28 protein-coding genes and 1 pseudogene are annotated in these 25,396 nt (G+C 60.5%); 6 read left to right on the forward strand and 23 right to left on the reverse strand.

Annotation, left to right across the window (positions count from 1 at the left end; genetic code table 11):
- Positions 1–69, forward strand: a pseudogene (locus SM765_RS13045) (electron transfer flavoprotein subunit alpha); the annotation flags it as partial.
- Between the two features lie 154 nt (positions 70–223).
- Here the strand turns inward: SM765_RS13045 and SM765_RS13050 are convergent.
- Positions 224–1,060, reverse strand: coding sequence for a DUF6473 family protein (locus tag SM765_RS13050; RefSeq protein WP_274838277.1), 837 nt, complete (start codon positions 1,058–1,060; stop codon positions 224–226).
- Between the two features lie 155 nt (positions 1,061–1,215).
- Between SM765_RS13050 and SM765_RS13055 the strand changes: the two genes are divergently transcribed.
- Positions 1,216–2,091, forward strand: coding sequence for a 3-hydroxybutyryl-CoA dehydrogenase (locus SM765_RS13055; RefSeq protein WP_065271508.1), 876 nt, complete (start codon positions 1,216–1,218; stop codon positions 2,089–2,091).
- Positions 2,092–2,192: 101 nt separating this feature from the next.
- Here the strand turns inward: SM765_RS13055 and SM765_RS13060 are convergent, their stop codons facing one another.
- The 7 genes from SM765_RS13060 to SM765_RS13090 are packed head-to-tail and all read right to left on the reverse strand — an operon-like array spanning position 2,193 to position 7,604.
- On the reverse strand, positions 2,193–3,095 hold the full coding sequence (locus tag SM765_RS13060; protein ID WP_274835481.1) for a lysophospholipid acyltransferase family protein: 903 nt from the start codon (positions 3,093–3,095) through the stop codon (positions 2,193–2,195).
- A gap of 36 nt (positions 3,096–3,131) precedes the next feature.
- Complete coding sequence (locus tag SM765_RS13065) at positions 3,132–3,401, reverse strand: HPr family phosphocarrier protein (RefSeq protein ID WP_065271509.1); 270 nt, start codon at positions 3,399–3,401, stop codon at positions 3,132–3,134.
- Between the two features lie 9 nt (positions 3,402–3,410).
- On the reverse strand, positions 3,411–3,809 hold the full coding sequence (locus tag SM765_RS13070) for a PTS sugar transporter subunit IIA (RefSeq protein ID WP_065271510.1): 399 nt from the start codon (positions 3,807–3,809) through the stop codon (positions 3,411–3,413).
- 21 nt (positions 3,810–3,830) lie between these two features.
- Positions 3,831–4,697, reverse strand: a complete 867-nt coding sequence (rapZ, locus tag SM765_RS13075) for an RNase adapter RapZ (RefSeq protein WP_274838276.1) — start codon at positions 4,695–4,697, stop codon at positions 3,831–3,833.
- Positions 4,690–5,127: an HPr kinase/phosphorylase gene (locus SM765_RS13080; protein ID WP_274835483.1), complete on the reverse strand. Its 438-nt coding sequence runs from the start codon at positions 5,125–5,127 to the stop codon at positions 4,690–4,692. Before SM765_RS13080 ends, rapZ begins: the two co-directional genes overlap by 8 nt.
- 21 nt (positions 5,128–5,148) lie before the next feature.
- The gene (locus tag SM765_RS13085; RefSeq protein ID WP_065271512.1) at positions 5,149–6,864 is read right to left on the reverse strand and encodes a sensor histidine kinase; all 1,716 of its coding nucleotides are present in this window, start codon (positions 6,862–6,864) and stop codon (positions 5,149–5,151) included.
- Between the two features lie 32 nt (positions 6,865–6,896).
- Positions 6,897–7,604, reverse strand: a complete 708-nt coding sequence (locus SM765_RS13090) for a response regulator transcription factor (RefSeq protein ID WP_065271513.1) — start codon at positions 7,602–7,604, stop codon at positions 6,897–6,899.
- Between the two features lie 343 nt (positions 7,605–7,947).
- On the opposite strand from SM765_RS13090, the gene SM765_RS13095 reads away from it, so the two are divergent.
- Positions 7,948–9,546: a phosphoenolpyruvate carboxykinase gene (locus tag SM765_RS13095; protein WP_274833362.1), complete on the forward strand. Its 1,599-nt coding sequence runs from the start codon at positions 7,948–7,950 to the stop codon at positions 9,544–9,546.
- A 75-nt stretch (positions 9,547–9,621) separates the two neighbouring features.
- On the opposite strand, the gene dgt is transcribed toward SM765_RS13095, so the two are convergent.
- The 3 genes from dgt to SM765_RS13110 all read right to left on the reverse strand — a co-directional run bounded on the left by dgt (position 9,622) and on the right by SM765_RS13110 (position 12,783).
- A complete protein-coding gene (dgt, locus tag SM765_RS13100) occupies positions 9,622–10,977 on the reverse strand; it encodes a dGTP triphosphohydrolase (RefSeq protein ID WP_274838280.1) in 1,356 nt (451 codons plus the stop codon).
- A 75-nt stretch (positions 10,978–11,052) separates the two neighbouring features.
- Complete coding sequence (locus SM765_RS13105) at positions 11,053–11,952, reverse strand: cation diffusion facilitator family transporter (protein WP_065271515.1); 900 nt, start codon at positions 11,950–11,952, stop codon at positions 11,053–11,055.
- Between the two features lie 63 nt (positions 11,953–12,015).
- The gene (locus SM765_RS13110) at positions 12,016–12,783 is read right to left on the reverse strand and encodes a sulfite exporter TauE/SafE family protein (protein ID WP_274830282.1); all 768 of its coding nucleotides are present in this window, start codon (positions 12,781–12,783) and stop codon (positions 12,016–12,018) included.
- Between the two features lie 144 nt (positions 12,784–12,927).
- Between SM765_RS13110 and SM765_RS13115 the strand changes: the two genes are divergently transcribed.
- Together SM765_RS13115 and SM765_RS13120 are read left to right on the forward strand one after the other, a co-directional pair.
- Complete coding sequence (locus tag SM765_RS13115; RefSeq protein WP_274838275.1) at positions 12,928–14,613, forward strand: acyl-CoA dehydrogenase family protein; 1,686 nt, start codon at positions 12,928–12,930, stop codon at positions 14,611–14,613.
- A gap of 276 nt (positions 14,614–14,889) precedes the next feature.
- Positions 14,890–15,315, forward strand: a complete 426-nt coding sequence (locus tag SM765_RS13120; RefSeq protein WP_274838274.1) for an META domain-containing protein — start codon at positions 14,890–14,892, stop codon at positions 15,313–15,315.
- Here the strand turns inward: SM765_RS13120 and recO are convergent.
- From recO to folK, 12 genes are all read right to left on the reverse strand, one after another.
- Complete coding sequence (gene recO, locus SM765_RS13125) at positions 15,299–16,024, reverse strand: DNA repair protein RecO (protein ID WP_274838273.1); 726 nt, start codon at positions 16,022–16,024, stop codon at positions 15,299–15,301. The genes SM765_RS13120 and recO overlap by 17 nt on opposite strands.
- A 3-nt stretch (positions 16,025–16,027) precedes the next feature.
- Positions 16,028–16,357 (reverse strand): DUF1491 family protein, encoded by a 330-nt coding sequence (locus SM765_RS13130; protein WP_274838272.1) that lies wholly within the window; start codon positions 16,355–16,357, stop codon positions 16,028–16,030.
- Positions 16,354–17,262, reverse strand: coding sequence for a GTPase Era (gene era, locus SM765_RS13135; RefSeq protein ID WP_274838271.1), 909 nt, complete (start codon positions 17,260–17,262; stop codon positions 16,354–16,356). Before era ends, SM765_RS13130 begins: the two co-directional genes overlap by 4 nt.
- A complete protein-coding gene (rnc, locus tag SM765_RS13140) occupies positions 17,259–17,945 on the reverse strand; it encodes a ribonuclease III (protein ID WP_065271521.1) in 687 nt (228 codons plus the stop codon). The genes era and rnc overlap by 4 nt, the downstream gene beginning before the upstream one ends.
- Positions 17,942–18,778 carry a signal peptidase I gene (lepB, locus tag SM765_RS13145; RefSeq protein ID WP_065271522.1) on the reverse strand — a complete coding sequence of 279 codons (837 nt, stop codon included), beginning with the start codon at positions 18,776–18,778 and terminating at the stop codon, positions 17,942–17,944. The genes rnc and lepB overlap by 4 nt, the downstream gene beginning before the upstream one ends.
- 59 nt (positions 18,779–18,837) lie before the next feature.
- Positions 18,838–19,269, reverse strand: a complete 432-nt coding sequence (acpS, locus tag SM765_RS13150; RefSeq protein WP_065271523.1) for a holo-ACP synthase — start codon at positions 19,267–19,269, stop codon at positions 18,838–18,840.
- A 16-nt stretch (positions 19,270–19,285) separates the two neighbouring features.
- The gene (locus SM765_RS13155) at positions 19,286–19,723 is read right to left on the reverse strand and encodes an ABZJ_00895 family protein (protein WP_274838270.1); all 438 of its coding nucleotides are present in this window, start codon (positions 19,721–19,723) and stop codon (positions 19,286–19,288) included.
- A complete protein-coding gene (locus SM765_RS13160) occupies positions 19,720–20,490 on the reverse strand; it encodes a pyridoxine 5'-phosphate synthase (protein ID WP_274830287.1) in 771 nt (256 codons plus the stop codon). Before SM765_RS13160 ends, SM765_RS13155 begins: the two co-directional genes overlap by 4 nt.
- 100 nt (positions 20,491–20,590) lie before the next feature.
- Positions 20,591–21,313 carry a DUF2062 domain-containing protein gene (locus SM765_RS13165; protein WP_065271526.1) on the reverse strand — a complete coding sequence of 241 codons (723 nt, stop codon included), beginning with the start codon at positions 21,311–21,313 and terminating at the stop codon, positions 20,591–20,593.
- A gap of 33 nt (positions 21,314–21,346) precedes the next feature.
- Positions 21,347–23,491, reverse strand: a complete 2,145-nt coding sequence (locus tag SM765_RS13170) for a RelA/SpoT family protein (RefSeq protein WP_065271527.1) — start codon at positions 23,489–23,491, stop codon at positions 21,347–21,349.
- Between the two features lie 38 nt (positions 23,492–23,529).
- The gene (rpoZ, locus tag SM765_RS13175; protein ID WP_065271528.1) at positions 23,530–23,883 is read right to left on the reverse strand and encodes a DNA-directed RNA polymerase subunit omega; all 354 of its coding nucleotides are present in this window, start codon (positions 23,881–23,883) and stop codon (positions 23,530–23,532) included.
- Positions 23,884–23,973: 90 nt separating this feature from the next.
- On the reverse strand, positions 23,974–24,546 hold the full coding sequence (gene folK / locus SM765_RS13180) for a 2-amino-4-hydroxy-6-hydroxymethyldihydropteridine diphosphokinase (RefSeq protein ID WP_274835490.1): 573 nt from the start codon (positions 24,544–24,546) through the stop codon (positions 23,974–23,976).
- 135 nt (positions 24,547–24,681) lie between these two features.
- Between folK and SM765_RS13185 the strand changes: the two genes are divergently transcribed.
- Entirely contained in the window at positions 24,682–25,254 is a 573-nt protein-coding gene (locus SM765_RS13185; RefSeq protein ID WP_274830289.1) for a LabA-like NYN domain-containing protein, read from the forward strand.
- Positions 25,255–25,396: the final 142 nt, after the last annotated feature.

Consider the following 25,396-nt stretch of genomic DNA (forward strand, 5'->3'; position numbering starts at 1 on the left):
GTTGCCGATTACGGCCTCGTGGCAGACCTGTTCCAGGCCGTCCCCGAACTCACCGAAAAACTGGGCTAAAAGCCCTGGCTCCGGCCCGGCACACGCCGGGCCACACAGAGCCACATGTCATCGAAAAAGGCCCGCATCCGATGCGGGCCTTTTGCGTTCTGTATACTTCGAAAACCAGGCAGCAGGTCGGCCACTCTACTGACCGGCAGCTATCACATGCGGGTCAGCCCGCTGCTTTGCGCTGCCCCAGGATACCCTGCAGCTTCTCAGCCGTGGCGCATCCAATCCGGTTGTGTTCCTTCGGCCCCAGCATATGGCGTGCCGTCGGCAGGTCGAGCGGCCCCATGTCCATGCCCATGACGTCATTTGCCAACCCTGCGGTGGCAACGGGGAGCTCTACCACCCCTTTGACCAAGGGCCTCAGAGAATCGACCATCGCCTGATCGACCAGGACCGGTTCACGTCCGAACATTCCCACACCACCCAGATTATAGCGCAGCCACAGCAGCACCAACCGTCCGTCCATCGCAGTGATGAGATCACCCATGCGACTGACCCACACAGATTGCAGATGCAGGCAGAGGGTTTCAAACCGCTCCTCAGAGACGTTTTTGAGCTCGGTCAGAAGATGCTTGTTGAAATGAAACTCGGTGAAATCCACTTCCGGATAAAGGGCCTTCAGTTCAGGGCGGGCTTGCAGGAACCGGTCATTCCGGCGCGGATGCACCCGGTAATATTTGTTCGACAGATTCTGGGCGCCCAGAAGCTGGAAGACAGCGATATCTGATGCCTTGGCCACCTTCATAAGGCTGTCATCGCTCATGAAACTGTCCAGCCCCGCGTTCACACCGCCAAGGTTGACGCAAGGAACATCCAGCAGGGATTCGGCCACGGCGGGAAACGGCTCAGCCACAAAGCGACCAAACACCTCTGTTCCGCCCAGAAATGCGATATAAGGTTCATTCAAGTCGCGTTCGGGTCCACGTACCTGCAGCCTTGAGCCTGCATAGCAACATGTTCCACCCGAAAGCGTCGAAACGCTTTGGAGTTCGTAACTCATAGTCCCACCAATTTTTCACCCGATACTCACTTTGAGCCTGAAAACTTGCAAATTTCCTAAAGCTCAAATTTGGTTAAAATACCCCTTCGCCAGCCTTGTGCCCCCCCCGAAACGACCGATAAGATCACCCGGCAGGCAGCCAGGGAGCCATCGGCATGGAAGTCAAAAAAATCGGCGTAATCGGAGCGGGACAGATGGGCAACGGCATTGCCCATGTCATGGCAGTTGCGGGTTATGACGTTGTTATCAATGATGTAAATCAGACCGCATTGGATGGCGCTATGAGTGCGATCCAGAAGAACCTGGCCCGGCAGGCCAGTCGCGGCAAGATCAGCGAAGAGGACATGAATGCGGCCCTTGCGCGCATCACTCCGACGCTGGCTCTGCCCGATATCGGGGCCACCGATCTGGTCATCGAAGCGGCAACCGAGCGTGAAACCATCAAGCAGGCGATCTTTGAAGATCTGCAACCGCATCTGCAGCCGCATACGATTCTCACCTCTAACACCTCGTCTATCTCGATCACCCGTCTGGCGAGTCGCACCGACCGCCCCGAACGTTTCATGGGCTTCCACTTCATGAACCCGGTGCCAGTGATGCAGCTGGTCGAATTGATCCGCGGTATCGCCACCGACGAGGAGACCTTCACGGCATGTCAGACCGTGGTGGAGCGTCTGGGCAAGACCGCCGCCAGCGCCGAAGATTTCCCCGCCTTCATCGTCAACCGGATCCTGATGCCGATGATCAACGAAGCCGTCTACACCCTCTATGAAGGGGTTGGTTCGGTGAAATCCATCGACGAATCGATGAAGCTGGGCGCCAACCATCCGATGGGGCCGCTGGAACTGGCAGACTTCATCGGCCTGGACACCTGTCTTGCCATCATGAACGTGCTGCACGACGGGCTGGCCGACACCAAATACCGCCCCTGCCCACTGCTAACCAAATATGTCGAGGCTGGCTGGTTGGGCCGCAAGACACAGCGCGGGTTCTATGACTATCGCGGGGAAACGCCGGTTCCGACGCGCTGATCCCCGGGCTTTCCTGACTGCTGCGGCGACGGCCCTCTATCCAGGGGCCTGACCCGCAGCGATCAAAAAGCTGCAGCGCGTCCATCAATTTAGAAAGCGGATTACTTGTCGTCAGCCGGAGTTTTACTGCCCAGCGACAGGGTATGCTCTCGCAGCCAAGCCATGAAGCCGCGCGGATCGCTGTGCAACCGCTCCATCTGCGCATCCGTCAGCGGCTCTCCGACCACTGGCGCCTGCGGCTTGTTGCAGGAGCGCACGATTTCATGCAGCAGCAGCCCCTGACGCAGGATCGGAGAGATCCGGCAGGCAATTTGATACCAGCGCGAATTCGACCCCGGGAAGAAGATCGGAACCACACGCGCGCCAGAACGGCGGATCAGCTGCGCGGTGAACACGTTCCACTCCTGCTCGATAGCAGGGCCAAACCAGCTGTCCGACGACATCACCACCCCCGAGGGGAACAGCGCCACAACGCCGCCTTCCTTCAGATGGGCCATGGTCTTGGCTCGCATTTCCACCATCTTGCGCTGCGCTTCAGGGTCATGGGGGAACGGCACCGGGATCATGAAGGAGGTCGCCGCCTCATCAAGCCCCGTCAGGACCGAGCGCGTCAGAATTCGGTAATCAAGCCGGATGCGACCAATCAGGTCAGCAAAGATCATGCCATCGACCATTCCGTGCGGGTGGTTCGCCACGATCACAACCGGACCTTCGGCGGGAATGTTGCGGATCTGCTCTTCGGGCGTAAGCAGATCGATCCCCATCACGTTCAGCGCGCCGCGCCAGAATTTCTGACCGCGGTACTGGGCGTTCTGCTTTTCGAACTTCTTGACCATGCGCAGAATGGTCAGCTTGCCGGTGAACCATTCGATGGCGCGGATGGCAAGCGAGGTCCAGCGGTCGTCAAAGGAATTGGCATAGGTCAGGGTGCGCCGGTCATAGACCTCGCCCGTCTCCGACTCTGCCTTCAGGCCGCCGTCATGGTCATGCGCCGTATCCGCCACTTTGCCCTTCCCGTCTTCCACAGGTGCTTGTGCCCTTCAGTATCCTTCGCCGAATTTGTCGGCGACAAGAGCCTCCAAAGCCTCTGCCAGAGCCTCTGCGTCCGGCCCCGAAGTATCGACGTCAATAGTCGTTCCTTTCGAGGCTGCCAACATCAAAAGCCCCATGATACTGTCGCCGGAAGCTGACAGACCGTCCTTTGAAACCTCAGCCGTGGCATCAAAGCCTTCGACCACTTCGACCAGCTTTGCGGAGGCACGCGCATGCAGGCCTTTTTCATTTATGATCTTCAGCGTTTTAACTGCCATTGAAGTGTCTTACTCCCCTGCGGGGTTAATGTTCTGCGAGTTGATATACTTGCGCCCCGCCTCCATCGCCTGGCGCACGGCATCGGCAACAGGCAAATGGCGGGATTTTGCCAGCTTGATCAGCATCGGAAGATTGGCACCGTAAAGGATGCGCCGATCCGTGGGCGCACAGGCCCGTAGGCTGAGATTGGACGGAGAGCCACCAAACAGGTCTGTAACGATCACAACGCCATCGCCGGTGTCCACATCGTCGGCGGCAATACAGATTTCGCGCTGTTTGTCGTCACGGTCATCGTCAGGTGCAATGGTAATCGCACGCAGGTTCGGCTGCTCGCCAACCACATGCTCAACGGCGGCCAGATACTCTCTGGCCAGCCCCCCATGCGCGACAATAACAATCCCGATCAACCCGGCCTCTCCGTTCCGCTGTTAGCGCTGCAGCTCGCGATGTCTAATTGACACCTGCTGCCCGTCTTCCGCAAGGGTCTTAGCCAGGGTTTCTGCTAGGGTCACCGAACGATGTTGCCCACCGGTACAGCCAAAGGCAATGGAGAGATGCGATTTCCCTTCGCTGCGAAAGGCGGGCAACAAAAACCGTACCATATCCACCACCCGCGCCATGAACCCGTCATACAGCGGGTCCTTTTTCACATAGTCCTGAACCGCAGCGTCGCGGCCATTCAGCGACCTTAGTGCCTCTTCCCAATAGGGGTTCGCCAGGAACCGGCAATCAAAGACCAGATCGACGCTGCGCGGCACACCGCGTTTGTAGGAAAAACTTTGTACGGACAGGGCCAGCGACCGCCCATCCGGCGCGAACCAATGTTCAATCTCGGCCTTTAGCTGGTGCACATTCATTTCGGAGGTGTCGAGCAGCATATCCGCGCGTTCGCGAATTGGCGCCATCAGGTCCTGCTCCCGCGCCACGCCAACCTCGGGCGTTTCTGCCGGGGCCAGTGGGTGCCTGCGCCGTGTTTCCGAATAACGCCGCAGCAGGACGCCGGGGCGGGCATCCAGATAGAGAACCGTCAGTTCGGCGTCCTGCCGCGCCGCCAGCATTTCAATCATGTCGAGAAGGGCACCCGGCGCAAAATCCCGGTTGCGGCTGTCCAGCCCCAGCGCCATTGGCGCGCTCACCCCTGCCGCCTCGATCAGGATCGGCAGCAGCCGCAGCGGCAGGTTGTCAATCGCCTCGAACCCCAGATCCTCCAGCACATTGATCGCCGTGGTGCGCCCGGCGCCGGACGGACCGGTGACCAGAACGATCGGCTGTGCATCGGGATCGACGTCAGGCATCAGGGTTCAGGGCTCCACATTTCAAATACTGCAACAGGGCTGGAGCGAAATGCGTTGCCTCCACGCGGTGTATCACGGGAAGATCCAGCCCCAGAATCGTTTCGGCAGACTGGGCCGGAAGCCGCCCGTCTGCAAGCCGGTCCAAGTCCACAATGGCACAGACAGCCGCCTGAGCGGTGTTTTCCGCGTGCAGGATGCCCAGACCGCGCGCTTCGATCAGGCCTGCCGTTGCCTTGGGCGGCCGCGCCACGACGGATCCATCATTGAGCGTGAGCAAAACCCGGTCGTCCGCGACCAGCTGCGCTCCATAGGCCATTAAATGCAGGGCCAGCGCCGATTTCCCACTGCCGGAAGCCCCCCGGATCAGGAGGCCACGCCCGTCAAGCGCTACACAGGAGGCATGTATACAATGGCTAAGGTCCTGCACCATCACAGGACCATCACAAGAGGATCACACCGGCAGGCCGACCACAAACCGCGCACCCAGCGGTTCAGAGGTGATGTCGGCTTCGGTCGGGCGGATATTCTCGGCCCAGATCACACCGCCATGCGCTTCGACGATCTGCTTTGAAATCGCCAGTCCAAGGCCAGAGTTATTGCCAAAATGCTCTTCCGGGCGCTGTGAGTAGAAGCGTTTAAAAATGTTCGACAGCGCCTGTTCGGGAATGCCCGGACCGGTGTCCTCGACCACAATCAGCACCCGATTGGCCCGGCGTCGCGCCCAGACACGGATCGCATCGCCATCTTCGCAAAAGGAAATCGCATTGGTGATCAGGTTGACGAACACCTGCGCCAGACGTGCCTCAAGTCCCTGAAGCATAATCGGTTGCGGCGGCAAGTCGGCGATATAGTCGATCCCCTTGGAGCGGGCATCTTCGCCAAGGAACTGGTTGAGATTGCCCAGCATGGTCAGGAGGTCGAATTCTTCTTCTTCTTCCTTGACCAGTTCGGCATCCAGTCGGGAAGCATTCGAGATATCGCTCACCAGCCGGTCAAGGCGGCGCACGTCGTGTTCGATCACTTCCATAAGCTTCTCCCGTTGGTCTTCGCGCTTTACCATCCGCAAGGTCCCGACTGCAGATTGCAGACTCGCCAAGGGATTCTTGATCTCATGTGCCACATCAGCTGCAAATTGTTCGTTACTATCGATGCGACTGTAGAGCGCTTTTACCATTCCGCGCAGCGCCCGGCTGAGACGACCAATCTCGTCAGGCCGTGCAGACAGGTCCGGGATACGTACCCGGCCGGGGTGACTCTTTCGGGCATCACGGTCGCGCCCGCTTTCCGCAGCCTCTGCCAGATCGGCAAGAGGATTGGCTATGGTCGAGGCAAGAACCAGGCTGAGCCCGACGGAAACCAGCAGCGCCACGACGAACATCTGCAACACGCGCTCGCGCTCACCACGCACCAGCGCGTCGATTTCCCCGATGGGAGAGGCCAGGGCCACCACTCCGATGACCTGTCCGTTGTGAAGAATCGGGGCTGCCGCTGAAAAGACCGTACCACCCCTGGTATCTACGGCAGTATCAACTGTTGCTCCGGCGCCAAGGGTGTGCTCCGCCAACCGGCCCAATTGCGCCTCGAGCGTAAGCCCCGCATCGGCGGTGTTTTCCCCGGATTTGAACACACTGCCCGCCGCCGACCACAGCGCCGACAGCCCGTCGGAGATCAGAGTTTTACCCTTTTGATTTTCATTCAGAGCATTCAGCGCATCCGAGCGCGCAACGCCTGTGACGCTGGCGATCAGGGTGCCACTAGCATCGAATACCATGGCTTCGACCCCGCCCCGCAGGCTGATGCCGGACAGGGTGCCCTCGGCATCGATGCCGTCACCGGTGGCAAAGCTGACGCCGCCCACCGCAGGCAATTCAGCTTCGAACACATTTGCGATCAGGGTTGCTTCGGAAACTAGCGCGCCCGCCTTTTGCCGAACCAGGCTCTGGCGCGAGGAGTTGAGGTAGAGAATCCCAGCGACAAGGATGATCAGTGCGATCAGGTTGAAGGTGATGATTTTCCGAGTCAAAGGCGAGCCTTTGAGCGAAAACACCCCGCGGCTGGCCCGACGCACCTGCATCTCTTCCGTCACGGTTTGCTCTGGAGCGACCCAATCGTCGCCCAGAACCACATCCTCACCGGATGGTGGCGGTGTGCTGCCGGTATCGCGCATATCCCCCTGCCTCCCCAAACCGGATCTGACTCTTACTCTTCGTTGTAGCGGTAACCGATCCCATACAGCGTCTCGATCGCCGCAAAGTCGGAATCCGCGCTGCGCATCTTTTTGCGCAGGCGTTTGATGTGGCTATCGATGGTGCGGTCATCCACATAGACCTGATCGTCATAGGCCACATCCATCAGCTGATCGCGGCTTTTGACGAAACCGGGCCGCTGGGCCAGCGCCTGCAGCAGGAGGAACTCGGTCACGGTGAGCGAGACATCCTTGCCCTTCCAGCTGACCGCATGACGCAGCGGGTCCATGCGTAGGTTGCCGCGCTCCATGACCTTGGTCTCTGTAACCGCAGCGCCTTCTACCGCGTCGCCGTTGATTGCTTCCTGGCGCCGCAGCAGGGCACGGATGCGTTCGACCAGCAGGCGTTGCGAAAACGGTTTCTTGACGTAGTCATCCGCCCCCATGCGCAGACCGAGAACCTCGTCGATCTCATCGTCCTTGGAGGTGAGGAAGATCACCGGCATCTGCGATTTCTGCCGCAGACGCTGCAGCAGATCCATGCCGTCCATGCGCGGCATCTTGATGTCCAGCACGGCCATATCCGGAAGCTTCTTGTTAAAAGCATCCAGGGCGGCCTGACCGTCGTTGTAGGTTTCGACCTCGAACCCTTCTGCCTCCAGCGTCATAGCCACCGAAGTCAGGATGTTTCTGTCGTCGTCCACCAAAGCAATCTTTGACATTGAATGCGCCCCTAAATCACTGCTCAGCTTTTCGCTTTTTACATTCCTTAATCGCCCTTCTCAGGCTGCGAATCAATCCCCATTGGCGAATCACGGCACCTTTGGGCCGCAATTAAGGCAAAAATGTCTTAGCACTCACTGAAGAAAGCGCTTCCTTTTGGCGACAAAAAAAATGGTTGCGCTAAACGTTCACTTGATGGCGCTAACTGCGCCAAAGCGTCCTGTTCACCGTGTAAAACGTCATGTTAAGACCCGGCTCACCGGTGTCGCTACCGGTGAATTGCCCCACGGCGCGGCTTTAGATGTATGCGGCTTCAAGCAGCCGCCACAGGAGAAAGAACACATGGCATCAGGACGGGTGAACCCACAATTCCGCCTCGAAGATCAAGGTATCGAGGGTCTGGGCAATGTCCATTACAACCTGATGGAGCCCGCGCTGATCGAAGCGGCGCTGAAACGGGATGAAGGCACACTGGGCAACGGCGGCGCCTTTCTCGTGACCACCGGCAAATTCACCGGTCGCTCCCCCAAGGACAAGCACGTGGTCAAGACCGAAGCGGTTGCAGACACCATCTGGTGGGAAAACAACGCCGAGATGAGCCCCGAAGGCTTTGACGCGCTTTATGCCGACATGCTGGAGCACATGAAGGGTCGCGACTACTTCGTGCAGGATCTGGTTGGCGGTGCGGACCCCGCCCACGCAATCAACGTGCGCATGGTAACCGAACTTGCCTGGCACAGCCTGTTCATCCGCCACCTGCTGCGCCGTCCCGACCGCGAGGATCTGGACGAGTTCATGGCAGATTTCACCATCATCAACTGCCCCAGCTTCCAGGCTGACCCGGCCAAGCACAACTGCCGCAGCGAAACCGTGATCGCGCTGAACTTCGACAAGAAGCTGATCCTGATCGGCGGCACCGAATACGCGGGCGAGAACAAGAAATCGGTCTTCACCCTGCTGAACTACCTGCTGCCGGAAAAAGGCATCATGCCGATGCACTGCTCGGCCAACCACGCCAAGGGCAACCCGGTCGACGCCGCCGTGTTCTTTGGCCTGTCCGGCACCGGCAAGACCACCCTGTCCGCCGACCCGGACCGCGTGCTGATCGGTGATGACGAACATGGCTGGGCCGACAACGGCACCTTCAACTTCGAAGGCGGCTGCTATGCCAAGACCATCAACCTGAACCCCGAGGCAGAGCCGGAAATCTACGCCACCACCGAGAAATTCGGCACCGTGATCGAGAACATGGTCTTTGATCCCGAGACCTTTGAGCTCGACTTCGACGATGACAGCCTGACCGCCAACATGCGCTGCGCCTATCCGCTGGAGTATATCTCCAACGCATCCAGCACCGCCCGCGGTGGTCACCCCAAGAACATCATCATGCTGACCTGCGATGCCTTCGGTGTGCTGCCTCCGATTGCACGCCTGACCCCGGCGCAGGCGATGTATCACTTCCTTTCGGGCTTCACCTCCAAGGTGGCCGGCACCGAGCGCGGCGTGACCGAGCCGGAGCCGACCTTCTCCACCTGCTTTGGCGCGCCCTTCATGCCGCGCCGCCCCGAGGTCTACGGCAACCTGCTGCGTGACAAGATCGCCCAGCATGGCGCAACCTGCTGGCTGGTGAACACCGGCTGGACCGGTGGTGCCTATGGCATCGGTTCGCGGATGCCGATCAAGGCGACCCGCGGCCTGCTGACTGCCGCGCTGGACGGCTCGCTGGCAGAGGTCGAGTTCCGCAAGGACAGCAACTTCGGCTTTGACGTGCCGGTCGCCGTGCCCGGCGTTGCGGAAGTTCTGCTGGACCCGCGCCGCACCTGGGACGATCAGGACGCCTACGACAAGCAGGCCGCCAAACTGGTTCAGATGTTCGCAGACAACTTCGAACAGTATCTGCCCTACATCGACGAAGATGTGAAAGCCGCCGCAATCGGCTAAACTCTTTCGTCAGATCAAACGAAAAACCCGGCCAGTGGCCGGGTTTTTTGTTTCATGAGAGATCCGGTGTCCTGATCAGCCCTGCGAAATGCGTCCTTCGACCATGTCGCGGACCTTCACCGCATAACGATCCGTCATGCCCGAGACGAAATCGCCCAGAGAATGCAGCGCGGTATACTCATCCTTGATCCCGCGCAGGTCCAGATCGACGGCCCGGATCAGTTTCGCCCAATAGCCATGCCGCGCCTTCAATGCCTCGACGTCCCAGCCGCAGGCCTTCAAATCCTCATAGAGCCCGCTGAAGTGATCCAACAGCCCATGCAGCACCTGACGCCCCGAAATCTCCAGCTCGGTCTTGCGCCGCGCGGTAAAGATGCGGGCGTTCGAAATCTCTTTCAGCTTGGCAAAGGCGTCCGCCTTGGTGGACACCTCCATCAGCCCGTCGCTGAACTCCCCCATCATGATGGCATCATAGTTGGCCATGAAGGCCTCGACCGCGCTTTCGATGGCGGCCCCGATGGCCATGGCCCGCAGCATTCCGACGCGGTCCCGCAGGGGCATAGCGGCATCTTCGGGATGGTTCGCCTTGCCGGTGATATCTTCCAGAATGCCCGCCACCAGATCGCTGTCCAGATCGCCCACCGTGGCGGCATCCTCGATATCCAGAATGCGGTAGCAGATGTCATCCGCCGCCTCGACGAGGAAGGCAAGCGGATGGCGCCGCCAGACCTGCGCCGCTCCCGTGCCGTCCGAGGGCAGGCCCAGCGCCGTTGCAGCCTCGGCGAATAGATCGCGTTCAGACTGGAAGACGCCGAATTTCTTCAGGCCCACGTAGTTCCCCGAGGACAGCGCCTTGGCCTCTGCCGTGCAAGGGTATTTGGAAAAGGCCCCAAGGGTCGCATAGGACAGGCGCATACCGCCTTCGCGCTGGCCCATCTCCAGCCGAGCAACGATGCGAAAGCCTTGCGCGTTGCCTTCAAAGGCCTCGAATTCGGGACGCACCTCGATAGGCACAGCAGCGGCAAGGCCGGTGCCGCTGGCAAACTGGCGCGCAAACCACTCGCCGATACTGTCCTCGCCGGAATGACCAAAGGGCGGGTTGCCGATGTCATGCACCAAACAGGCCGCCTGCACCACGCCTGCCATCACATGCTGCTGCCCTTCGGCCAGACTGCCGCGTTCAACCAGTTTCTGCCCCACCTGAATGCCAAGGGAGCGCCCCACACTGGAGGTTTCCATGCTGTGGATCATCCGGTGATGCACGTGGTCATGGGAATGCAGCGGATGCACCTGCGTCTTTTGCGCAAGACGGCGAAACGGTTCGGAAAACAGGATACGGTCGTAATCCTGCAAATAGGCGGGGCGGCCCGGCTTTTCCTCAAAATCGGGTCGGCACAAACGCCCCGGGTTCAACAACCTGTCCCATTCCATCGCCATGTGCTGCGCTCCTGCCCTGTGCCTCTTTGGCATGGGTTAAACGGAAACTGGTGCGGAAATGCAATCACCTCAGCGCGGAGAGATACCCGTCTTCTCCAGCTTGTGCTCGGGCTCCACGTGGATGTTCACCTTTGCCTCTGGCAACTCGGCCCGGATCGCGTCCTCTACCCGGTCGCAGATGTCATGGGCCGCACGCACCGTCATCATGCCCGCAACCACCATATGAAATTCCACGAACAAAGCTGTGCCCGCCCGGCGCGTCTTTAGCCCGTGCACCTGCAGGGCACCTTCTGCAGAGCGGTGGATGATTTCCTCGATCTCCTCCCGCTCGTCCGGCGGAGCAGCCGAATCCATCAAGCCGTTGACCGAGGAGGCCACCACTCCATAGCCCTCGCGCAGGATATTGACCGCCACGATCAGCGCCAGCGCCGGATCCAGCCAGCTCCACCCTGTCCACAGTGCCAGACCAAGGCCGAACAGAACCCCAACCGACGTCCAGACATCACTCATCAGGTGACGCCCGCCTGCCACCAGAGCCGGAGACCGCAACGCCCCACCCCGCCCGATCAGCAGGCGCGCCCAGAGCAGGTTGGCCACCATCGCGACAGCGTTGATCCAAAGACCTGCCATTCCCCAATCAGCGGGCGCGATAGGCCGCATTAATGCATAGATCGACTGCTCAAGGATCAGGAAGGCAGCGATGATGATCATGATGCCTTCGGCAACGGCCGAAAAATATTCCGCCTTGTGGTGCCCGAACGGGTGGCCCGCATCCGCAGGACGGCTTGCATAGCGCACCGCAAGCCACGCCAAGAATGCACCGCCCACATTCACCAGGGACTCAAGAGCATCGGAAAATAGCGCAATGGACCCGGTGACCCACCAGGCGACAAGCTTGAGCGCCAGAACAATCAAGGAGATCGCGATGGATCCAAGCGCAAGCTGGCTTGCATTCAGACGGTTGCCCATGTCGGTCTTCCTGCCCCTGCTTGTAGTCTTACAGCCCGGATCTGTCTGATCAACGGATACTGATCACAGCATCAGCGCGCGGCGGAGCAAATTCAACCCCGCAACCAGCAGGACGAACAGCGTCAGACGGCGGAAGGCAACCTGATCGATACGGTCATGCAGACGTCCGCCGATCCACATGCCCATCACCGCAGGCAGGATCAGTGCCACCGAAAACGGTGCTGTTTCAGCCCGCATGACACCCGAGCCGATGTGCCCCGCCAACAGGGCGACCGCCCCCATGCCGTAGATCACGCCCTGCACACGGATTTGCTCGCTCTTTTCCGTGCCAAGGGCGGTCAGATAGGCCACCGTCGGCGGCCCCCAGATGCCCGACATGCCGCCGATCAGCCCGGCAAAGCCGCCCACCAGCACTTCGGACCGGGGCGTGGGCCTGGCGAGTGTCAGCTGCTTGCCCATCAGCTGTGTCAGGGCGAACAGCGATACCGGCACGCCGATAATCAGCAGCATCACCTGCTGCGGCAGAACCCGCACCAGCTGGGCACTGGTCAGAAGAAACACCAGCCCCACCAGAAGGAACAGCCGGAAGCGTTTCAAGGACTGAACCGCTGCGGCAAAGCCGTGACGAAAGGCCTGCATTCCGTTGGTCACAACCGTCGGCAGGATCAGCCCGGCCAAGGCGATTTCCGGCGGCATGAACATGCTGAGACCAGAGACGAGAATCATCGGCATGGCAAAACCAACCATCCCTTTGACCGTGCCCGCGACCAGCGCAACAGCAAAGGCCGCCGCCAGTTCAGACGGTGTGAAAGCGGAAAAAAGACTTGTCATGCCTCTTCATAGCGATAGGTCCAGACCGCTGCACCAGCAAAATAAACACGAAACTTTTGGTCGATATGCCGCATCGCGGCGTATTTTTATTGCGCTGCACCTGCGAAATGTTTACCACCAAGCGACCGAAGAAGGATGTGACTCATGGCCCACGACGGACAGGACTTGCAAATGAAGCAGATTGTACTCCCCGACCTTTTGACGCTGACCGCAGCGACGCTTGGCCCGCTTGACCAACTGCTGGAGACTGCCCGCGGCGCGGTCCGCGATCTGGTCACAGCCGATGGCCGCGTTTCCGGCGCACTGGTAGAGCAGCACCAGACTGCGGCCCACGGGCTGTCCTGGCTTGCCACCTATGTCTACAGCCTGCGCCAGATGCAGAACTGGGCCGAGCGGATGCAATCCGAGGGCAAGTTCAACGAAATGGAGCAGCTGATCCACCAGATCGCCTTTGGCGAATACCTGGCGCAGATGCGCGGCGGCATCCAGATGAACCAGGGTGAGATCATCCGCCTGAACGATCTGGGACTGGACGCCTCGGCCCAAAACCTGCTCGACAGCGCAGAAATCACCACCCTGTGCCAGGCTGGCAACTCCGCTGCTGCCCGCACGCGTCTGGTTGAACTTATGCAGGAACAGGCCGGTTCGGTCATGTTCGGCGCCTCCGGCCTGGACGAAGAACTGGAGATGATCCGCGACCAGTTCCGCCGCTACGCGCTGGAAAAGGTCGAGCCCTTTGCTCACGAATGGCACCTCAAGGATGAGTTGATCCCGATCGAGATTATCAACGAGTTGGCCGAGATGGGCGTCTTTGGCCTGACCATCCCTGAGGAATTTGGTGGCTTCGGACTGTCCAAGGCGTCGATGTGCGTGGTCTCCGAAGAGTTGTCTCGCGGTTATATCGGCGTCGGCAGCCTTGGCACCCGCTCTGAAATCGCGGCCGAGCTGATCATCGCCGGCGGCACGGATGAGCAGAAAGCGAACTGGCTGCCCAAGATCGCCAGCGCCGAAATTCTGCCCACGGCCGTCTTTACCGAGCCGAACACCGGGTCGGACCTTGGCTCGCTGCGCACCCGAGCGGTGAAGAACGCCGATGGCGATTACGAGGTTACCGGCAACAAGACCTGGATCACCCATGCGGCCCGGACCCATGTGATGACCCTGCTGGCACGCACCAACCCCGACACCACCGATCACCGCGGTTTGTCGATGTTCCTGGCGGAAAAAACGCCCGGCACTGATGAGAACCCCTTCCCGACCGAAGGCATGACCGGCGGTGAAATCGAGGTTCTGGGCTATCGTGGCATGAAGGAATACGAGCTTGGCTTTGACGGGTTCAAGGTCAAGGGTGAGAACCTTCTGGGCGGCGAAGAGGGCAAAGGCTTCAAACAGCTGATGGAGACCTTTGAAAGCGCCCGTATCCAGACCGCAGCCCGCGCCATCGGCGTGGCACAATCGGCACTGGATATCGCCATGCAATACGCGCAGGACCGCAAGCAGTTCGGCAAATCCCTGATCAACTTCCCACGGGTGTCGTCGAAACTGGCGATGATGGCGGTTGAGATCATGGTTGCCCGCCAGCTGACCTATTTCTCGGCTTGGGAAAAGGACAACGGCCACCGCTGCGACCTTGAGGCTGGCATGGCCAAACTGCTGGGCGCCCGTGTTGCCTGGGCGGCAGCGGACAACGGTCTGCAGATCCACGGCGGCAACGGCTTTGCGCTGGAGTACAAGATCTCCCGCGTGCTGTGCGACGCCCGGATCCTGAACATCTTCGAAGGGGCCGCCGAAATTCAGGCGCAGGTCATCGCCCGCCGACTGCTGGCCTGACCCCCTTCACACCTATCACTCCCCGGGGACATCCCCGACTGGCCCGGCCTTGTGCCGGGCCTCTTTTTTTATTGAGGTAACGGCTCCCGGCAGACGGTGTTCCTTTGGATCACAGCCGCATGGCCCCCATGAAGTGAACCATTTGGTTACCGGTCGGCGCTGGTGTCCCACGGCAATCTGTCCTACCACGCGACGAACCTAATCCCCCGTCGGTTGAAGACCCGCAAAAATTGATCGCGGATTGCTGCTCTGATTGAATACGAAGAAGGCTGCCCTATGCCCGTTTCCCATTTCACAAAACTGATTTCGTGGCCCGCCCGTCTGGCACCGGTCCTGCTGGTTGCCCTAACTGCCTGCGCCGGGGACGAAACCCTGTCGGCCTATGGCGCGGCAGGCAAGACATGGCGGCTGAGCCAGATTGATGGCGCGCCCTTCAGCGCCTCCGCGACGCTGGAATTCCCCGCCCCCGGCAAGATCGCGGGGCAGGCGCCCTGCAACGCCTATCGCGCCGAAGCCACCGCGCCCTACCCCTGGTTTGATGCCACGGGCCTTTCATCGACCCGCAAGGTCTGCCCCGAATTGCTGGAAGAAACCCGTTTCCTAGAGGCGCTGCAAACCATGGGCGAGGCCGAAGTCACCGGCGACGTGCTGATCCTACGCAATGGGTCGGGGCGCGAGATGCTGTTCAAGGCCGACGGCTGATCAGATCCACCAGTCGCCCGCGCGCTTCGGGCAGCGGGCGGTTGCCCAAGGCCCGCGCCAGATGGCTTTCCAGGAAATAACCAGTGGTGCGCAGGGCAATCGCGATCTCGGGATCCTCTGCCGCCCCCTGCCCCAAAAGCACCGGTGGCAGCGGCAACAAACGGTCCGCCCAGTCCCCTGCCCCCGCAGCCGACACCGCGCGCCCAGTCTTGGGCGAGACATAGACCAACCCCTCCTCTGCCCCGGTGACGGCGCAGGCCGTCAGATCAAGGCCAAAGCCCATCTCCTCCAGCAGCGCCACCTCCCAATGCAGATAGGCCAGCGGCCAGAGGTCTTCTTGTTCAAGAAGATCCAAGAGTTGTTCCGTGCGCGCGTATAGCGCCGGGTAGGCTTCGCGTTCCGGCAGACAAAAGGACAAAAGCGCTGTCACCGCATTGAGGCCCGCGAGAGCCAACCGTCCGGACAGGGCCGCCGCCGCGCGGCTGCGCAGGGGTTCCGCCTGATAGCTGCCCAGATGCTCTTCGAGGCGCGCACGCCACGTCAGATCGAGCTGCGCCCCCGGTTGCAGGATCGGCGCCATCCGCCGCCCGGCGCCACCACGCACGACCCCGGCATGGCGCCCGTGCCCTTCGGTAAAGACATCGATGATGGCAGCGCTCTCACCATGGCGGCGCACGGTCAGCAATATACCGTGGTCACGCCAGTCCATCGCCTACTCCAGCCCCGGTTCATCCAGCAGGTGACGACCCTGCCGGTCCTCGACCTCGATCACCCAGAGGTCAGGGTCAAACTCGCCCTGCCGCCGGACCGAGGCATCCACATCAGCCTCTGGCCCTTCGGCCAGCAGAACCCATTTGCGGTCGCCGCTCATCAGATCGTAAGAGCGATGAAAGGCCTGAGCCTGCCCATCAAGTGTGTTCAGCTTGACCAGAACCGCGCCGGCGGTGTCGTCGCCATGCGCGGTCACAAAGGCCGGAATGTCAGAAAGCCGAAGCCGAGCCAGATAGGCATCGACCCAAAAGCGCGCGGTCAGACGGCTCATGCGTTTCCGTCTTTGAAATCAAGTCCCATCTCCGAATAGCGTTCGGATTCTTCGAGCCAGTTCGGCCGGACCTTGACCTGCAGGAACAGATGCACCTTGCGGTCCAGGAACTCTTCCAACTCGGCGCGGGCGGCCTGGCTGACGGCCTTGATGGTTTCGCCGCGCTTGCCCAGAACAATGCCCTTGTGACCATCGCGAACCACATAAATGATCTGGTCGATCTTGGCGGAGCCATCCTTGCGCTCTTCCCAGTTCTCGGTCTCGACGGTCAACTGGTAGGGCAGTTCCTGATGCAGGCGGAGCGTCAGTTTCTCGCGGGTCATCTCTGCCGCGATCATGCGCATGGGCAGATCAGCGATCTGATCCTCAGGGTAAAGCCACGGCCCCTCGGGCACCTGCTCGGCCAGCCAGTGACGCAGATCCTCGACCCCGTGGCCGCGTTCGGCGGAAATCAGGAAGGTTTCGGAGAATTCATAGGCGTCGTTCAGTTTCTTCGTCAGCGCCAGAAGCTCCTCGGCCTGCACCTTGTCGATCTTGTTGATCGCCAGCGCCACCGTGCGGCCCTTACCGATCTCCGACAGCCCTTCAAGGATGCGCTCCACGCCTTCGGTAACGCCGCGATGCGCCTCAACCAGCAGCACCACCACATCCGCATCCGCAGCGCCGCCCCAGGCGGCCGCTACCATGGCGCGGTCCAGTCGGCGGCGCGGTTTGAACAGGCCGGGCGTGTCGACAAACACCAGCTGGCTGTCGCCCTCCATCGCCACGCCCCGGATCCGGGCGCGGGTGGTCTGTACCTTGTGGGTCACGATCGAGACCTTGGCCCCCACCATGCGGTTCAAAAGGGTGGATTTGCCTGCGTTCGGCTCTCCGATCAGGGCAATGAACCCGGCGCGTGTGGTCATGTGTCTTGCTCCAATCGTGTCAAAAGCGCCTTGGCAGCCGCCTGTTCAGCCTGCCGTTTCGACCCGGCGCTGGCCTGTTCCTCAGTCCCGTCATCCAGTCGGACCGCGATGGTAAAGATCGGCTGGTGATCCGGGCCTTCGCGGGCAACCTGCACATAGGCCGGCGGGTTCTGGCGGCGCGCCTGCACATATTCCTGCAAAGCGGTCTTCGGGTCGCGGGCGTCGTCCTCGACCTTGCCGATACGCGATCCCCACAGCCGCAGGATCATCTCCTGCGCTGCTTCGAACCCGGCGTCCTTGTAGACGGCGGCGATTACCGCCTCCATCGCATCGCCCAGCAGGGCCTCCTTGCGGCGCCCGCCGGACATCATTTCAGACCGGCCCAGTTTCAAGACGGACCCAAGGTCGATCTCGCGGGCGACATCGGCGCAGGCTTCCTTGCGCACCAGCGCGTTAAAGCGCGGCGCGAGCTGGCCTTCGGTCGCGGTCTTGTCATGTTCCAACAGCGCGGTGGACATCACGAGGCCCAGCACCCTATCGCCGAGAAATTCCAGCCGCTGGTTATCCTTGCGGTTCGGCGAAGACACCGAAGCATGGGTCAGCGCGCGCAGCAAAAGTTCGGGCCGGGCAAAGCTGTGCCCGATCCGATCCTCAAATGCCCGCATGTCTTTAGACAGTTTCACTCGATCCCCTTGAAGAAACGATCACCACGCCAGGTCCAGAAATACAGCATCGAGCGCCCGGCAGAAGAGAACATGATGCGATCCGCGCGCCCGATCAGGTTTTCAAACGGTACGAAGCCGACACCTCCGGCAGATTGCGGCAGGCGGCTGTCGCTGGAATTGTCGCGGTTGTCGCCCATGAAGAAATAATGGCCTTCGGGCACCTGATAAACGCCCGTGTGATCCATGCCCTGATTGGCGATATTCAGGATTACATGCTCCACCCCACCCGGCAAGGTTTCGATCTGCCGTGATTTGGCACAGGTCGCGCCCTCACCCACCGGTGCGTTCTCGCAGCGCGGGTAAGAGCCGATCGGCCCCTGACGCTCCATCAGCTCCTCGAAATCGCCTGCGTCCTGCAGCGCGACAGCAGTGCCATTGATCTGCAGAACGCCATTGGTCACCTGAATACGGTCGCCAGGCAGGCCGATCAGTCGCTTGATGAAATCAGTGCCTGTCACCGGATGCCGGAAGACGACAACATCACCGCGCTCGGGCTCACTTCCCAGAATGCGGGTGTTTTCCCCGTCCAGAAAGCCGCAGATGTCGCTGGCATCAACGTCGATCCCGATACTGCCCAGCCGTACGCTGGGGCAGGAAGCATAGGAGTAACCGTACGCCATCTTGTTCACGAACAGGAAATCACCAATCAGCAGCGTCTCCTTCATCGAACCCGAAGGGATCCAGAACGGCTGAAAGAACAACGTCCGGAACACGCCGGCAATCAGCAGCGCGTAGACAATGGTCTTTATCGTCTCAAGGATCGAGTGTCCGGCATGGGATTTGGCCGTCATCAGGCTCTCCGGTGTTGTAGGTTGGGTCGGGGGCTACATGCGGCCCGGCTGGGTCTAAGTCAAGCATCCCCGCCGGATTCCCCCGCTGCGTCAGCAAAGGGTCGCGCTTCGATCATCACGATGGCCTGCGCCCAGGGGTGATCATCGGTCAGGGTGACATGGATATGCGCCTCGTGGCCCGGCGGGGTCATCTTGGCGAGTCTGTCCGCAGCCCAGCCGGTCACATGCATGACGGGCTGGCCGGTGCGCAGGTTGCTGACGGACATGTCTTTCCAGGCGATGCCCATGCGCAGCCCGGTTCCCAGCGCCTTGGAACACGCCTCCTTGGCCGCCCAGCGTTTTGCATAGGTGCCCGCCACATCACGGCGACGCTCGGACTTGCGCTGTTCGACCTCGGTAAAGACCCGGTTGCGGAACCGGTCGCCAAAACGGTCCAGCGTGCGCTGGATGCGGTCGATATTTGCCAGATCGGTCCCGATGCCAAGGATCATGAAGCACCCATGGCGGTCAGTCCCGTCCTTCTTTCTTGCGGATCGCGGTCAGTTGGGATTTCGCACCCATGCCGGTAAAGAACCGCACGAGCACAAGCCCCAGCGCCGCCTGCAGCAGCGCTCCCCCAAACAGGACACTGGCCCCAACCGGATCGCTCATCATCTGGCGCAGCGGCGGCATGATGAGGCTGAGAAGCACCGCGAAGATCAGGCTCAGCCCAAGGATCATCAGCGCCGCAGCCTTTGCAAACCGCCACAGGACAGCGCTTTCCGGCACCGCACGTTCTGCCTTGGCGTATCGTTGCCCTTCGACCATCGCCGCAACGATGGCAGGAATGATGCTCATCCCGCCATTGGCAATGTTATGACCCAAAAGGACCTGCACGGCATAGACAACCGCGATCACCCCTAGAGCCGTAGCCACATAGACCAGCGTAAAGCGTTTGAGGTTCATGCCTCTGCCTCGCTGCGCGCGGCATCCATCCGGCGGCGCATTTCCGCGATGGCTGCAGGCAGCCCCACGAACAGGGCTTCGCCGATCAGGAAATGACCGATGTTCAGCTCCATGACCTGCGGAAGGGCGGCGATGGGACCAACGCTGTCGTAGGTCAGACCGTGTCCGACATGGACCTCCAGCCCCAGATCATGCGCATAGGCGGCCATTTCGGTGATCTTCGCCAGTTCGGCGTCACGCTCGTCCCAGCGACCTTCGGCCCAGGCATCTGCATAGGCACCTGCGTGCAATTCGATTACCGGCGCGCCGATGCGGTGGCTGGCTTCGACCTGGGCCTTATCGGCAGCGATGAACATGGACACCCGGCTGCCCGCCTCGCGCAGGGGGGTGATGTATTCTGCCAGCGCATTGTCATTCCCGGCCACGTCCAGCCCGCCCTCGGTGGTGCGCTCTTCGCGCTTCTCCGGCACCAGGCAAACCGCATGGGGCTTGTGACGCAGGGCGATGGCCTGCATTTCTTCAGTGGCAGCCATTTCAAAATTCAGCGGCGCCTGCAGCACCTGCATCATGCCTTCGATGTCGCTGTCGATGATATGGCGGCGGTCTTCGCGCAGGTGTGCAGTGATCCCGTCGGCGCCTGCGTTCTGCGCCAGCAGAGCGGCGCGCACCGGATCCGGGTTGTCGCCGCCGCGGGCGTTGCGCACGGTGGCCACGTGGTCGATGTTGACGCCCAGCCTCAACCTGTTCTGTGCCTTGTTCTCTGCCATGGTCCTCGGTCCTGAAAGGAATGTCCTGCGCCAGAGACTAGACAGGCAAACTCTGGGGGCAACCCCGATTTTCCATCCTGTTTAGGGAAACCACTGCGGTCTAATCCGCGCGGCGTTTCACACGCGCACCCAGCGATGACTTGAGGCTGGTTTTCAACCCCTTCTTCGCCGGAGGTTCTGTGCTTTCCGCACCTTCCAGCGCGGCGCGGCGTTTGATCTCTTCAAACTTGGCCTTGATCTTGGCCCGGCGGCGCTGCTGGTAGGCCCGGATCAGCGGCAGGCTGACCATATAGCAAACCGTAGCGCAGATGATGCCCGGAATGATGCCGCCGATCATATAGGGATAGAACACCTCGTTGTAGAACACCTGCAACCCGTGCCAATCCGCCGGGCGGTCACTGTAGAGGGCAAAGAGGTTGTTCTTCAGATCGTCACCGGCAGCGAAAAATTTGCCCACCAGAGACTTGTCCACTTCCTCGTCAAAATGGGTGCCCAGCAGCCAGTGGCCGGTCTGCAGCGAGGCCACCCCGATCGGCACATAGGTCAGAGGGTTGCCGAAGAAGGTCGAGCTGAGCGCCGCAAGGATATTGCCATTCATCACCCGCGCGATGATCGCCGCCACAACGAAATGCATCCCGTAGAACGGTGTGAAGGTGGTAAAGACCCCAGCCCAGATGCCGCGGGCAATGCGTTCAGGCGAATCGGGAAGCCTGCGGACGCGGTGCTTGACGTAGTGAAACGCCCGGGTCCAACCGCCCCGAGGCCAGAAAAAATCCGCAACCGCACGAAGGGGCGGACGTCTGTCCCGGCGCCTGAATACCAACGGTCTGCGTCCTTCCCGGTTCCAGCCGAACCATTATCCCGGAATTGTGTGCTTTACCGGTTTTTCCCTGAACCGCACCACTTCGGCGACATGACTTTCCGCCTCCAACGTCAACATGAGGGAATGGAGCTGTTCCACATCCCGTAGCTCGACATTGATCATAAGCCGGTAAAAGTCTGGTTTCCGATCAACAAATTCCAGGTCCGAAATATTGGCCTTCTTCTCACCAATCAATGTACAAATCCGCCCCAGCACGCCTGCATCGTTGCCGACGATCATCTCAAGCGTGGTGTTGTAGACGGCCGGGTGGGTGCCGCTATGCCAATGCACATCGACCCAGCGCTCTGGCTGTTCCTCGAATTCGCCCAGCCGGTCACAATCGGCCGCATGCACGACTACGCCTTGGCCGCGGTAGGTGATGCCAATGATCCGCTCCCCAGGCAGGGGCTGGCAGCATGGCGCGCGTTCAAAGCTTTGCCCCGGCTCCAGACCGATCACCGCGCGGCGTGGCGAAATTTCCTCGCTCTCGTGGGCGGTCAGCTCAGGATAGACCGCCTGAACCACATCGTGGGCCACGATCTCTGCCGCGCCCAGACGGGCAAGCAGTTCATCGACAGTACCGACGCGCAGCGCCCGGGCCGCTGTTTCCAGCGCCTTGTCTGTTGCCTTGCGGTTCACATGCTCAAAGGCCGAGCGCGCCAATTCATGCCCAAGCTTGACAAAGCGCGCCCGGTCCGCTTCGCGCAACGAGCGGCGGATGGCGGTGCGAGCCTTGCCAGTGGTGGCGATTTCCAGCCAGCTGACCTGCGGCGTCTGTCCTTCGGCGGTGATCACCTCGACCGACTGGCCATTGCGCAGCCGCGACCACAGCGGTACCCGGATGCCATCCACCTTGGCGCCAACGCAGGCATGGCCGATACGAGTGTGGATTGCATAAGCGAAGTCGATCGGCGTCGCGCCCTTGGGCAGCTTGATCACGTCCCCCTTGGGGGTGAAGCAGAAGACCTGGTCGGAATACATCTCCAGCTTGACGGCTTCGAGGAATTCATCGTGATCCTCCTCGGCGTCGAACTGTTCGGTGAGCGAGGAAATCCATTTCGCCGGATCCACCGCAAATGGGTTTTCCGAGCGCACGCCATCGCGATAGGACCAATGCGCGGCAACGCCGGTTTCGGCCACATCGTGCATCTGGCGGGTGCGGATCTGCACCTCGACCCGCTTGCCGTCGCGACCCGACACCGTGGTGTGGATCGAACGATACCCGTTGGACTTCGGCTGACTGATGTAATCCTTGAACCGGCCCGGAACCGCCCGCCAGCGCTGGTGGATGGCACCGAGCGCGCGATAGCTGTCTTCCTCGGACTGGGTGATGACGCGGAAGCCGTAGATATCGGAGAGGCGCGAGAACCCCTGGTCCTTGGCCTGCATCTTGCGCCAGATCGAATAGGGCTTCTTGGCGCGGCCAAAGACTTCGGCCTCGATTCCGGCCTTTTCCAACTCGGCGCGCATATCGCCGGTGATCCGGTGGATCACATCGCCGGTTTCCCGCTGCAGGGTCACGAAACGGCGAATGATGGACTGACGGCCCTCGGGGTTCAGCACCCGGAACGCCAGATCCTCCAGTTCTTCGCGCATCCACTGCATACCCATGCGCCCCGCCAGCGGCGCATAGATATCCATGGTTTCGCGGGCTTTCTGCGCCTGTTTTTCCGGGCGCATCGCCTTGATCGTGCGCATGTTGTGCAGCCGGTCAGCCAGCTTCACCAGGATCACCCGCAGGTCCTTGGACATCGCCATGAACAGCTTGCGGAAGTTTTCCGCCTGCTTGGTTTCCCGGCTCGACAGTTGCAGGTTGGTCAGCTTGGTGACCCCATCGACCAGCATGGCCACCTCATCGCCAAATCGGCGGGCAACCTCGTCATAAGACGCTTTGGTATCTTCGATGGTGTCGTGCAGCAGCGCGGTGATGATGGTCGCATCATCAAGGCGCTGCTCGGTCAGGATCGCTGCGACGGCCACCGGATGGGTGAAATAGGGTTCACCCGAGTGGCGGAACTGGCCCTTGTGCATCTCTTCGCCAAAGGCATAGGCTTCGGCGATGCGATCCGCGTTTGTCTTGGGGTTATAGTTGCGGACCAGAGCAATCAGATCTCCGGCGGAAATTTCAGCAGAAGTCATATCCGGTCCGCAGCCTCAGGTAGCAATCTCTGCGCCGCTCAGCCCTGGCTCTGGGCCTCCATCAGCGCACGCAGCAGTTTTTCCTCGGACATATCGTCCTCGGAGGGTTTGTCGTTGTCGGCCCCCATCAGCAGCGCCATCGAATCCTCTTCGGGCTCGTCGACTTCGATCTGGGTCTGGTTGCTTTCGATCAGACGCTCACGCAGCTCGTCGGCGCTCTGGGTCTCTTCTGCGATCTCGCGCAGCGACACGACGGGGTTCTTGTCGTTGTCACGCTCCACGGTGATCGGGGCGCCTGCGGAAATCTCGCGGGCACGATGGGCCGCAAGCATTACCAGCTCAAACCGGTTGGGGACTTTGTCTACGCAATCTTCAACCGTCACGCGGGCCATGGGCGACTCTCCAAAATATTAGTGGGTCCGGAAGGGAGACTTCTACGCCCATATGTTTTTATTGACAAGCGAAGAAAACCCCGAAACGGGTCAATATATCGGGATAACGCTGTCGATATCTGCTTTTGGCAGGGCATCCCGCATCTGGGCGGCTGTTTTATGCAGCACAGGATGACACCAATCCGGCGCGATATCGCACAGCGGCACCAGAACAAAGGCGCGGTCCTGCACCCGCGGATGCGGTAGAATCAGTTGGTCTGGCGTTGCCTCCATCTGCACTTCCAGCGGCAGATCGCGCCAGCGGACATATTCATCCTGATCCGGTAGGACACTGTCTCCTAACGAGATCAGATCGAGATCAAGCGTCCGCATACCCCAGCGCTCTCCGCGCTCGCGGGCATAATGCGCCTCGATCTCGTGCAGCCGGGTCAGCAGTGCCTGCGCAGAAAGGCTTGTTTCGATCTCAACGACAGCATTGGCATAGTCGGGCCCGGCCCCCGCAGGAAAACTGGGTGTCCTGAAAAACCGGGAAACCGCGCGCAAGGAAATTGCCGCACCGGGCAATTCCCCGACGGCCGCCGCAAGGGTGTCCTGCGGCAACAAATCGCGCAGGTTCAGGTTTCCTCCCAGCGCGATCAGTGATTTTGACCGGTTTTCGGTCATTTTGGCCTCGCTTCCGAAAATCCTTCCACTTGCGGCAGATGTCAAATAACTTACATTAAGTCCACCTGTTTCGCCGCTTTTTAGCATTCACTCACGGTACACTGGCGGAATAGTTATATCGGAAGGACAATTTTGATGTTTTACAAAGACGAACGGCTTGCGCTGTTCATCGATGGATCGAATCTATACGCAGCCGCCAAGGCATTGGGTTTTGACATCGATTACAAGCTTTTGCGGCAGGAATTCATGCGTCGCGGCAAGCTTCTGCGGGCCTTTTATTATACGGCACTGCTGGAAAATGACGAGTATTCTCCGATCCGTCCTCTGGTCGACTGGCTGCATTACAATGGCTTCACCATGGTTACAAAGCCAGCCAAGGAATACACTGACAGCATGGGCCGCCGGAAGGTCAAAGGAAACATGGATATCGAACTGACCGTCGATGCCATGGAGCTGGCGCCACGTGTGGACCATATCGTGCTGTTCTCAGGAGATGGCGACTTCCGCCCGCTGATCGCCAGCCTGCAGCGGCAGGGCGTCCGGGTATCGGTGGTCTCGACCATCCGCAGCCAGCCGCCGATGATCTCGGACGAACTGCGCCGTCAGGCCGACAATTTCATCGAGCTGGAAGAGCTCAAGGATGTGATTGGCCGCCCGCCGCGCGAATACCCGAACGAGCAGCGCACCCCCGCAGCGGCCCAGTCCTGACCTCACACAGCTGAATATTGGGGCTGCTCCGCCCTTCAGATATCAAAACAAAAGAAAGGCGCCCAACCACTCGGGGCGCCTTTCTTTGTATTCCGGGCCTTTGTCGGACAGAAACTGCAGGAAACACCGGCCGTTCTCGGTT

It is taken from the genome of Pseudophaeobacter sp. 1A09344, from assembly GCF_041008745.1.
In the GTDB taxonomy this organism is placed as follows: domain Bacteria; phylum Pseudomonadota; class Alphaproteobacteria; order Rhodobacterales; family Rhodobacteraceae; genus Phycobacter; species Phycobacter gallaeciensis_A.

Excerpts from the sequence above, each read along its gene's own strand:
- SM765_RS13065 (WP_065271509.1), bottom strand. The coding sequence starts at position 3,401 with ATGGCAGTTAAAACGCTGAAGATCATAAATGAAAAAGGCCTGCATGCG.
- folK (WP_274835490.1), bottom strand. The coding sequence starts at position 24,546 with ATGACCGAAAACCGGTCAAAATCACTGATCGCGCTGGGAGGAAACCTG.
- SM765_RS13085 (WP_065271512.1), bottom strand. The coding sequence starts at position 6,864 with ATGCGCGATACCGGCAGCACACCGCCACCATCCGGTGAGGATGTGGTT.
- era (WP_274838271.1), bottom strand. The coding sequence starts at position 17,262 with ATGACCACACGCGCCGGGTTCATTGCCCTGATCGGAGAGCCGAACGCA.
- SM765_RS13160 (WP_274830287.1), bottom strand. The coding sequence starts at position 20,490 with ATGGCAGAGAACAAGGCACAGAACAGGTTGAGGCTGGGCGTCAACATC.
- SM765_RS13110 (WP_274830282.1), bottom strand. The coding sequence starts at position 12,783 with ATGACAAGTCTTTTTTCCGCTTTCACACCGTCTGAACTGGCGGCGGCC.
- recO (WP_274838273.1), bottom strand. The coding sequence starts at position 16,024 with ATGGACTGGCGTGACCACGGTATATTGCTGACCGTGCGCCGCCATGGT.
- SM765_RS13050 (WP_274838277.1), bottom strand. The coding sequence starts at position 1,060 with ATGAGTTACGAACTCCAAAGCGTTTCGACGCTTTCGGGTGGAACATGT.
- rapZ (WP_274838276.1), bottom strand. The coding sequence starts at position 4,697 with ATGCCTGACGTCGATCCCGATGCACAGCCGATCGTTCTGGTCACCGGT.
- SM765_RS13170 (WP_065271527.1), bottom strand. The coding sequence starts at position 23,491 with ATGACTTCTGCTGAAATTTCCGCCGGAGATCTGATTGCTCTGGTCCGC.
- SM765_RS13105 (WP_065271515.1), bottom strand. The coding sequence starts at position 11,952 with ATGGGCAACCGTCTGAATGCAAGCCAGCTTGCGCTTGGATCCATCGCG.
- SM765_RS13155 (WP_274838270.1), bottom strand. The coding sequence starts at position 19,723 with ATGAACCTCAAACGCTTTACGCTGGTCTATGTGGCTACGGCTCTAGGG.
- acpS (WP_065271523.1), bottom strand. The coding sequence starts at position 19,269 with ATGATCCTTGGCATCGGGACCGATCTGGCAAATATCGACCGCATCCAG.
- SM765_RS13115 (WP_274838275.1), top strand. The coding sequence starts at position 12,928 with ATGGCCCACGACGGACAGGACTTGCAAATGAAGCAGATTGTACTCCCC.
- SM765_RS13080 (WP_274835483.1), bottom strand. The coding sequence starts at position 5,127 with ATGGTGCAGGACCTTAGCCATTGTATACATGCCTCCTGTGTAGCGCTT.
- SM765_RS13130 (WP_274838272.1), bottom strand. The coding sequence starts at position 16,357 with ATGAGCCGTCTGACCGCGCGCTTTTGGGTCGATGCCTATCTGGCTCGG.
- rpoZ (WP_065271528.1), bottom strand. The coding sequence starts at position 23,883 with ATGGCCCGCGTGACGGTTGAAGATTGCGTAGACAAAGTCCCCAACCGG.
- lepB (WP_065271522.1), bottom strand. The coding sequence starts at position 18,778 with ATGACGGCCAAATCCCATGCCGGACACTCGATCCTTGAGACGATAAAG.
- SM765_RS13090 (WP_065271513.1), bottom strand. The coding sequence starts at position 7,604 with ATGTCAAAGATTGCTTTGGTGGACGACGACAGAAACATCCTGACTTCG.
- SM765_RS13185 (WP_274830289.1), top strand. The coding sequence starts at position 24,682 with ATGTTTTACAAAGACGAACGGCTTGCGCTGTTCATCGATGGATCGAAT.
- SM765_RS13095 (WP_274833362.1), top strand. The coding sequence starts at position 7,948 with ATGGCATCAGGACGGGTGAACCCACAATTCCGCCTCGAAGATCAAGGT.
- dgt (WP_274838280.1), bottom strand. The coding sequence starts at position 10,977 with ATGGAATGGGACAGGTTGTTGAACCCGGGGCGTTTGTGCCGACCCGAT.
- SM765_RS13055 (WP_065271508.1), top strand. The coding sequence starts at position 1,216 with ATGGAAGTCAAAAAAATCGGCGTAATCGGAGCGGGACAGATGGGCAAC.
- SM765_RS13120 (WP_274838274.1), top strand. The coding sequence starts at position 14,890 with ATGCCCGTTTCCCATTTCACAAAACTGATTTCGTGGCCCGCCCGTCTG.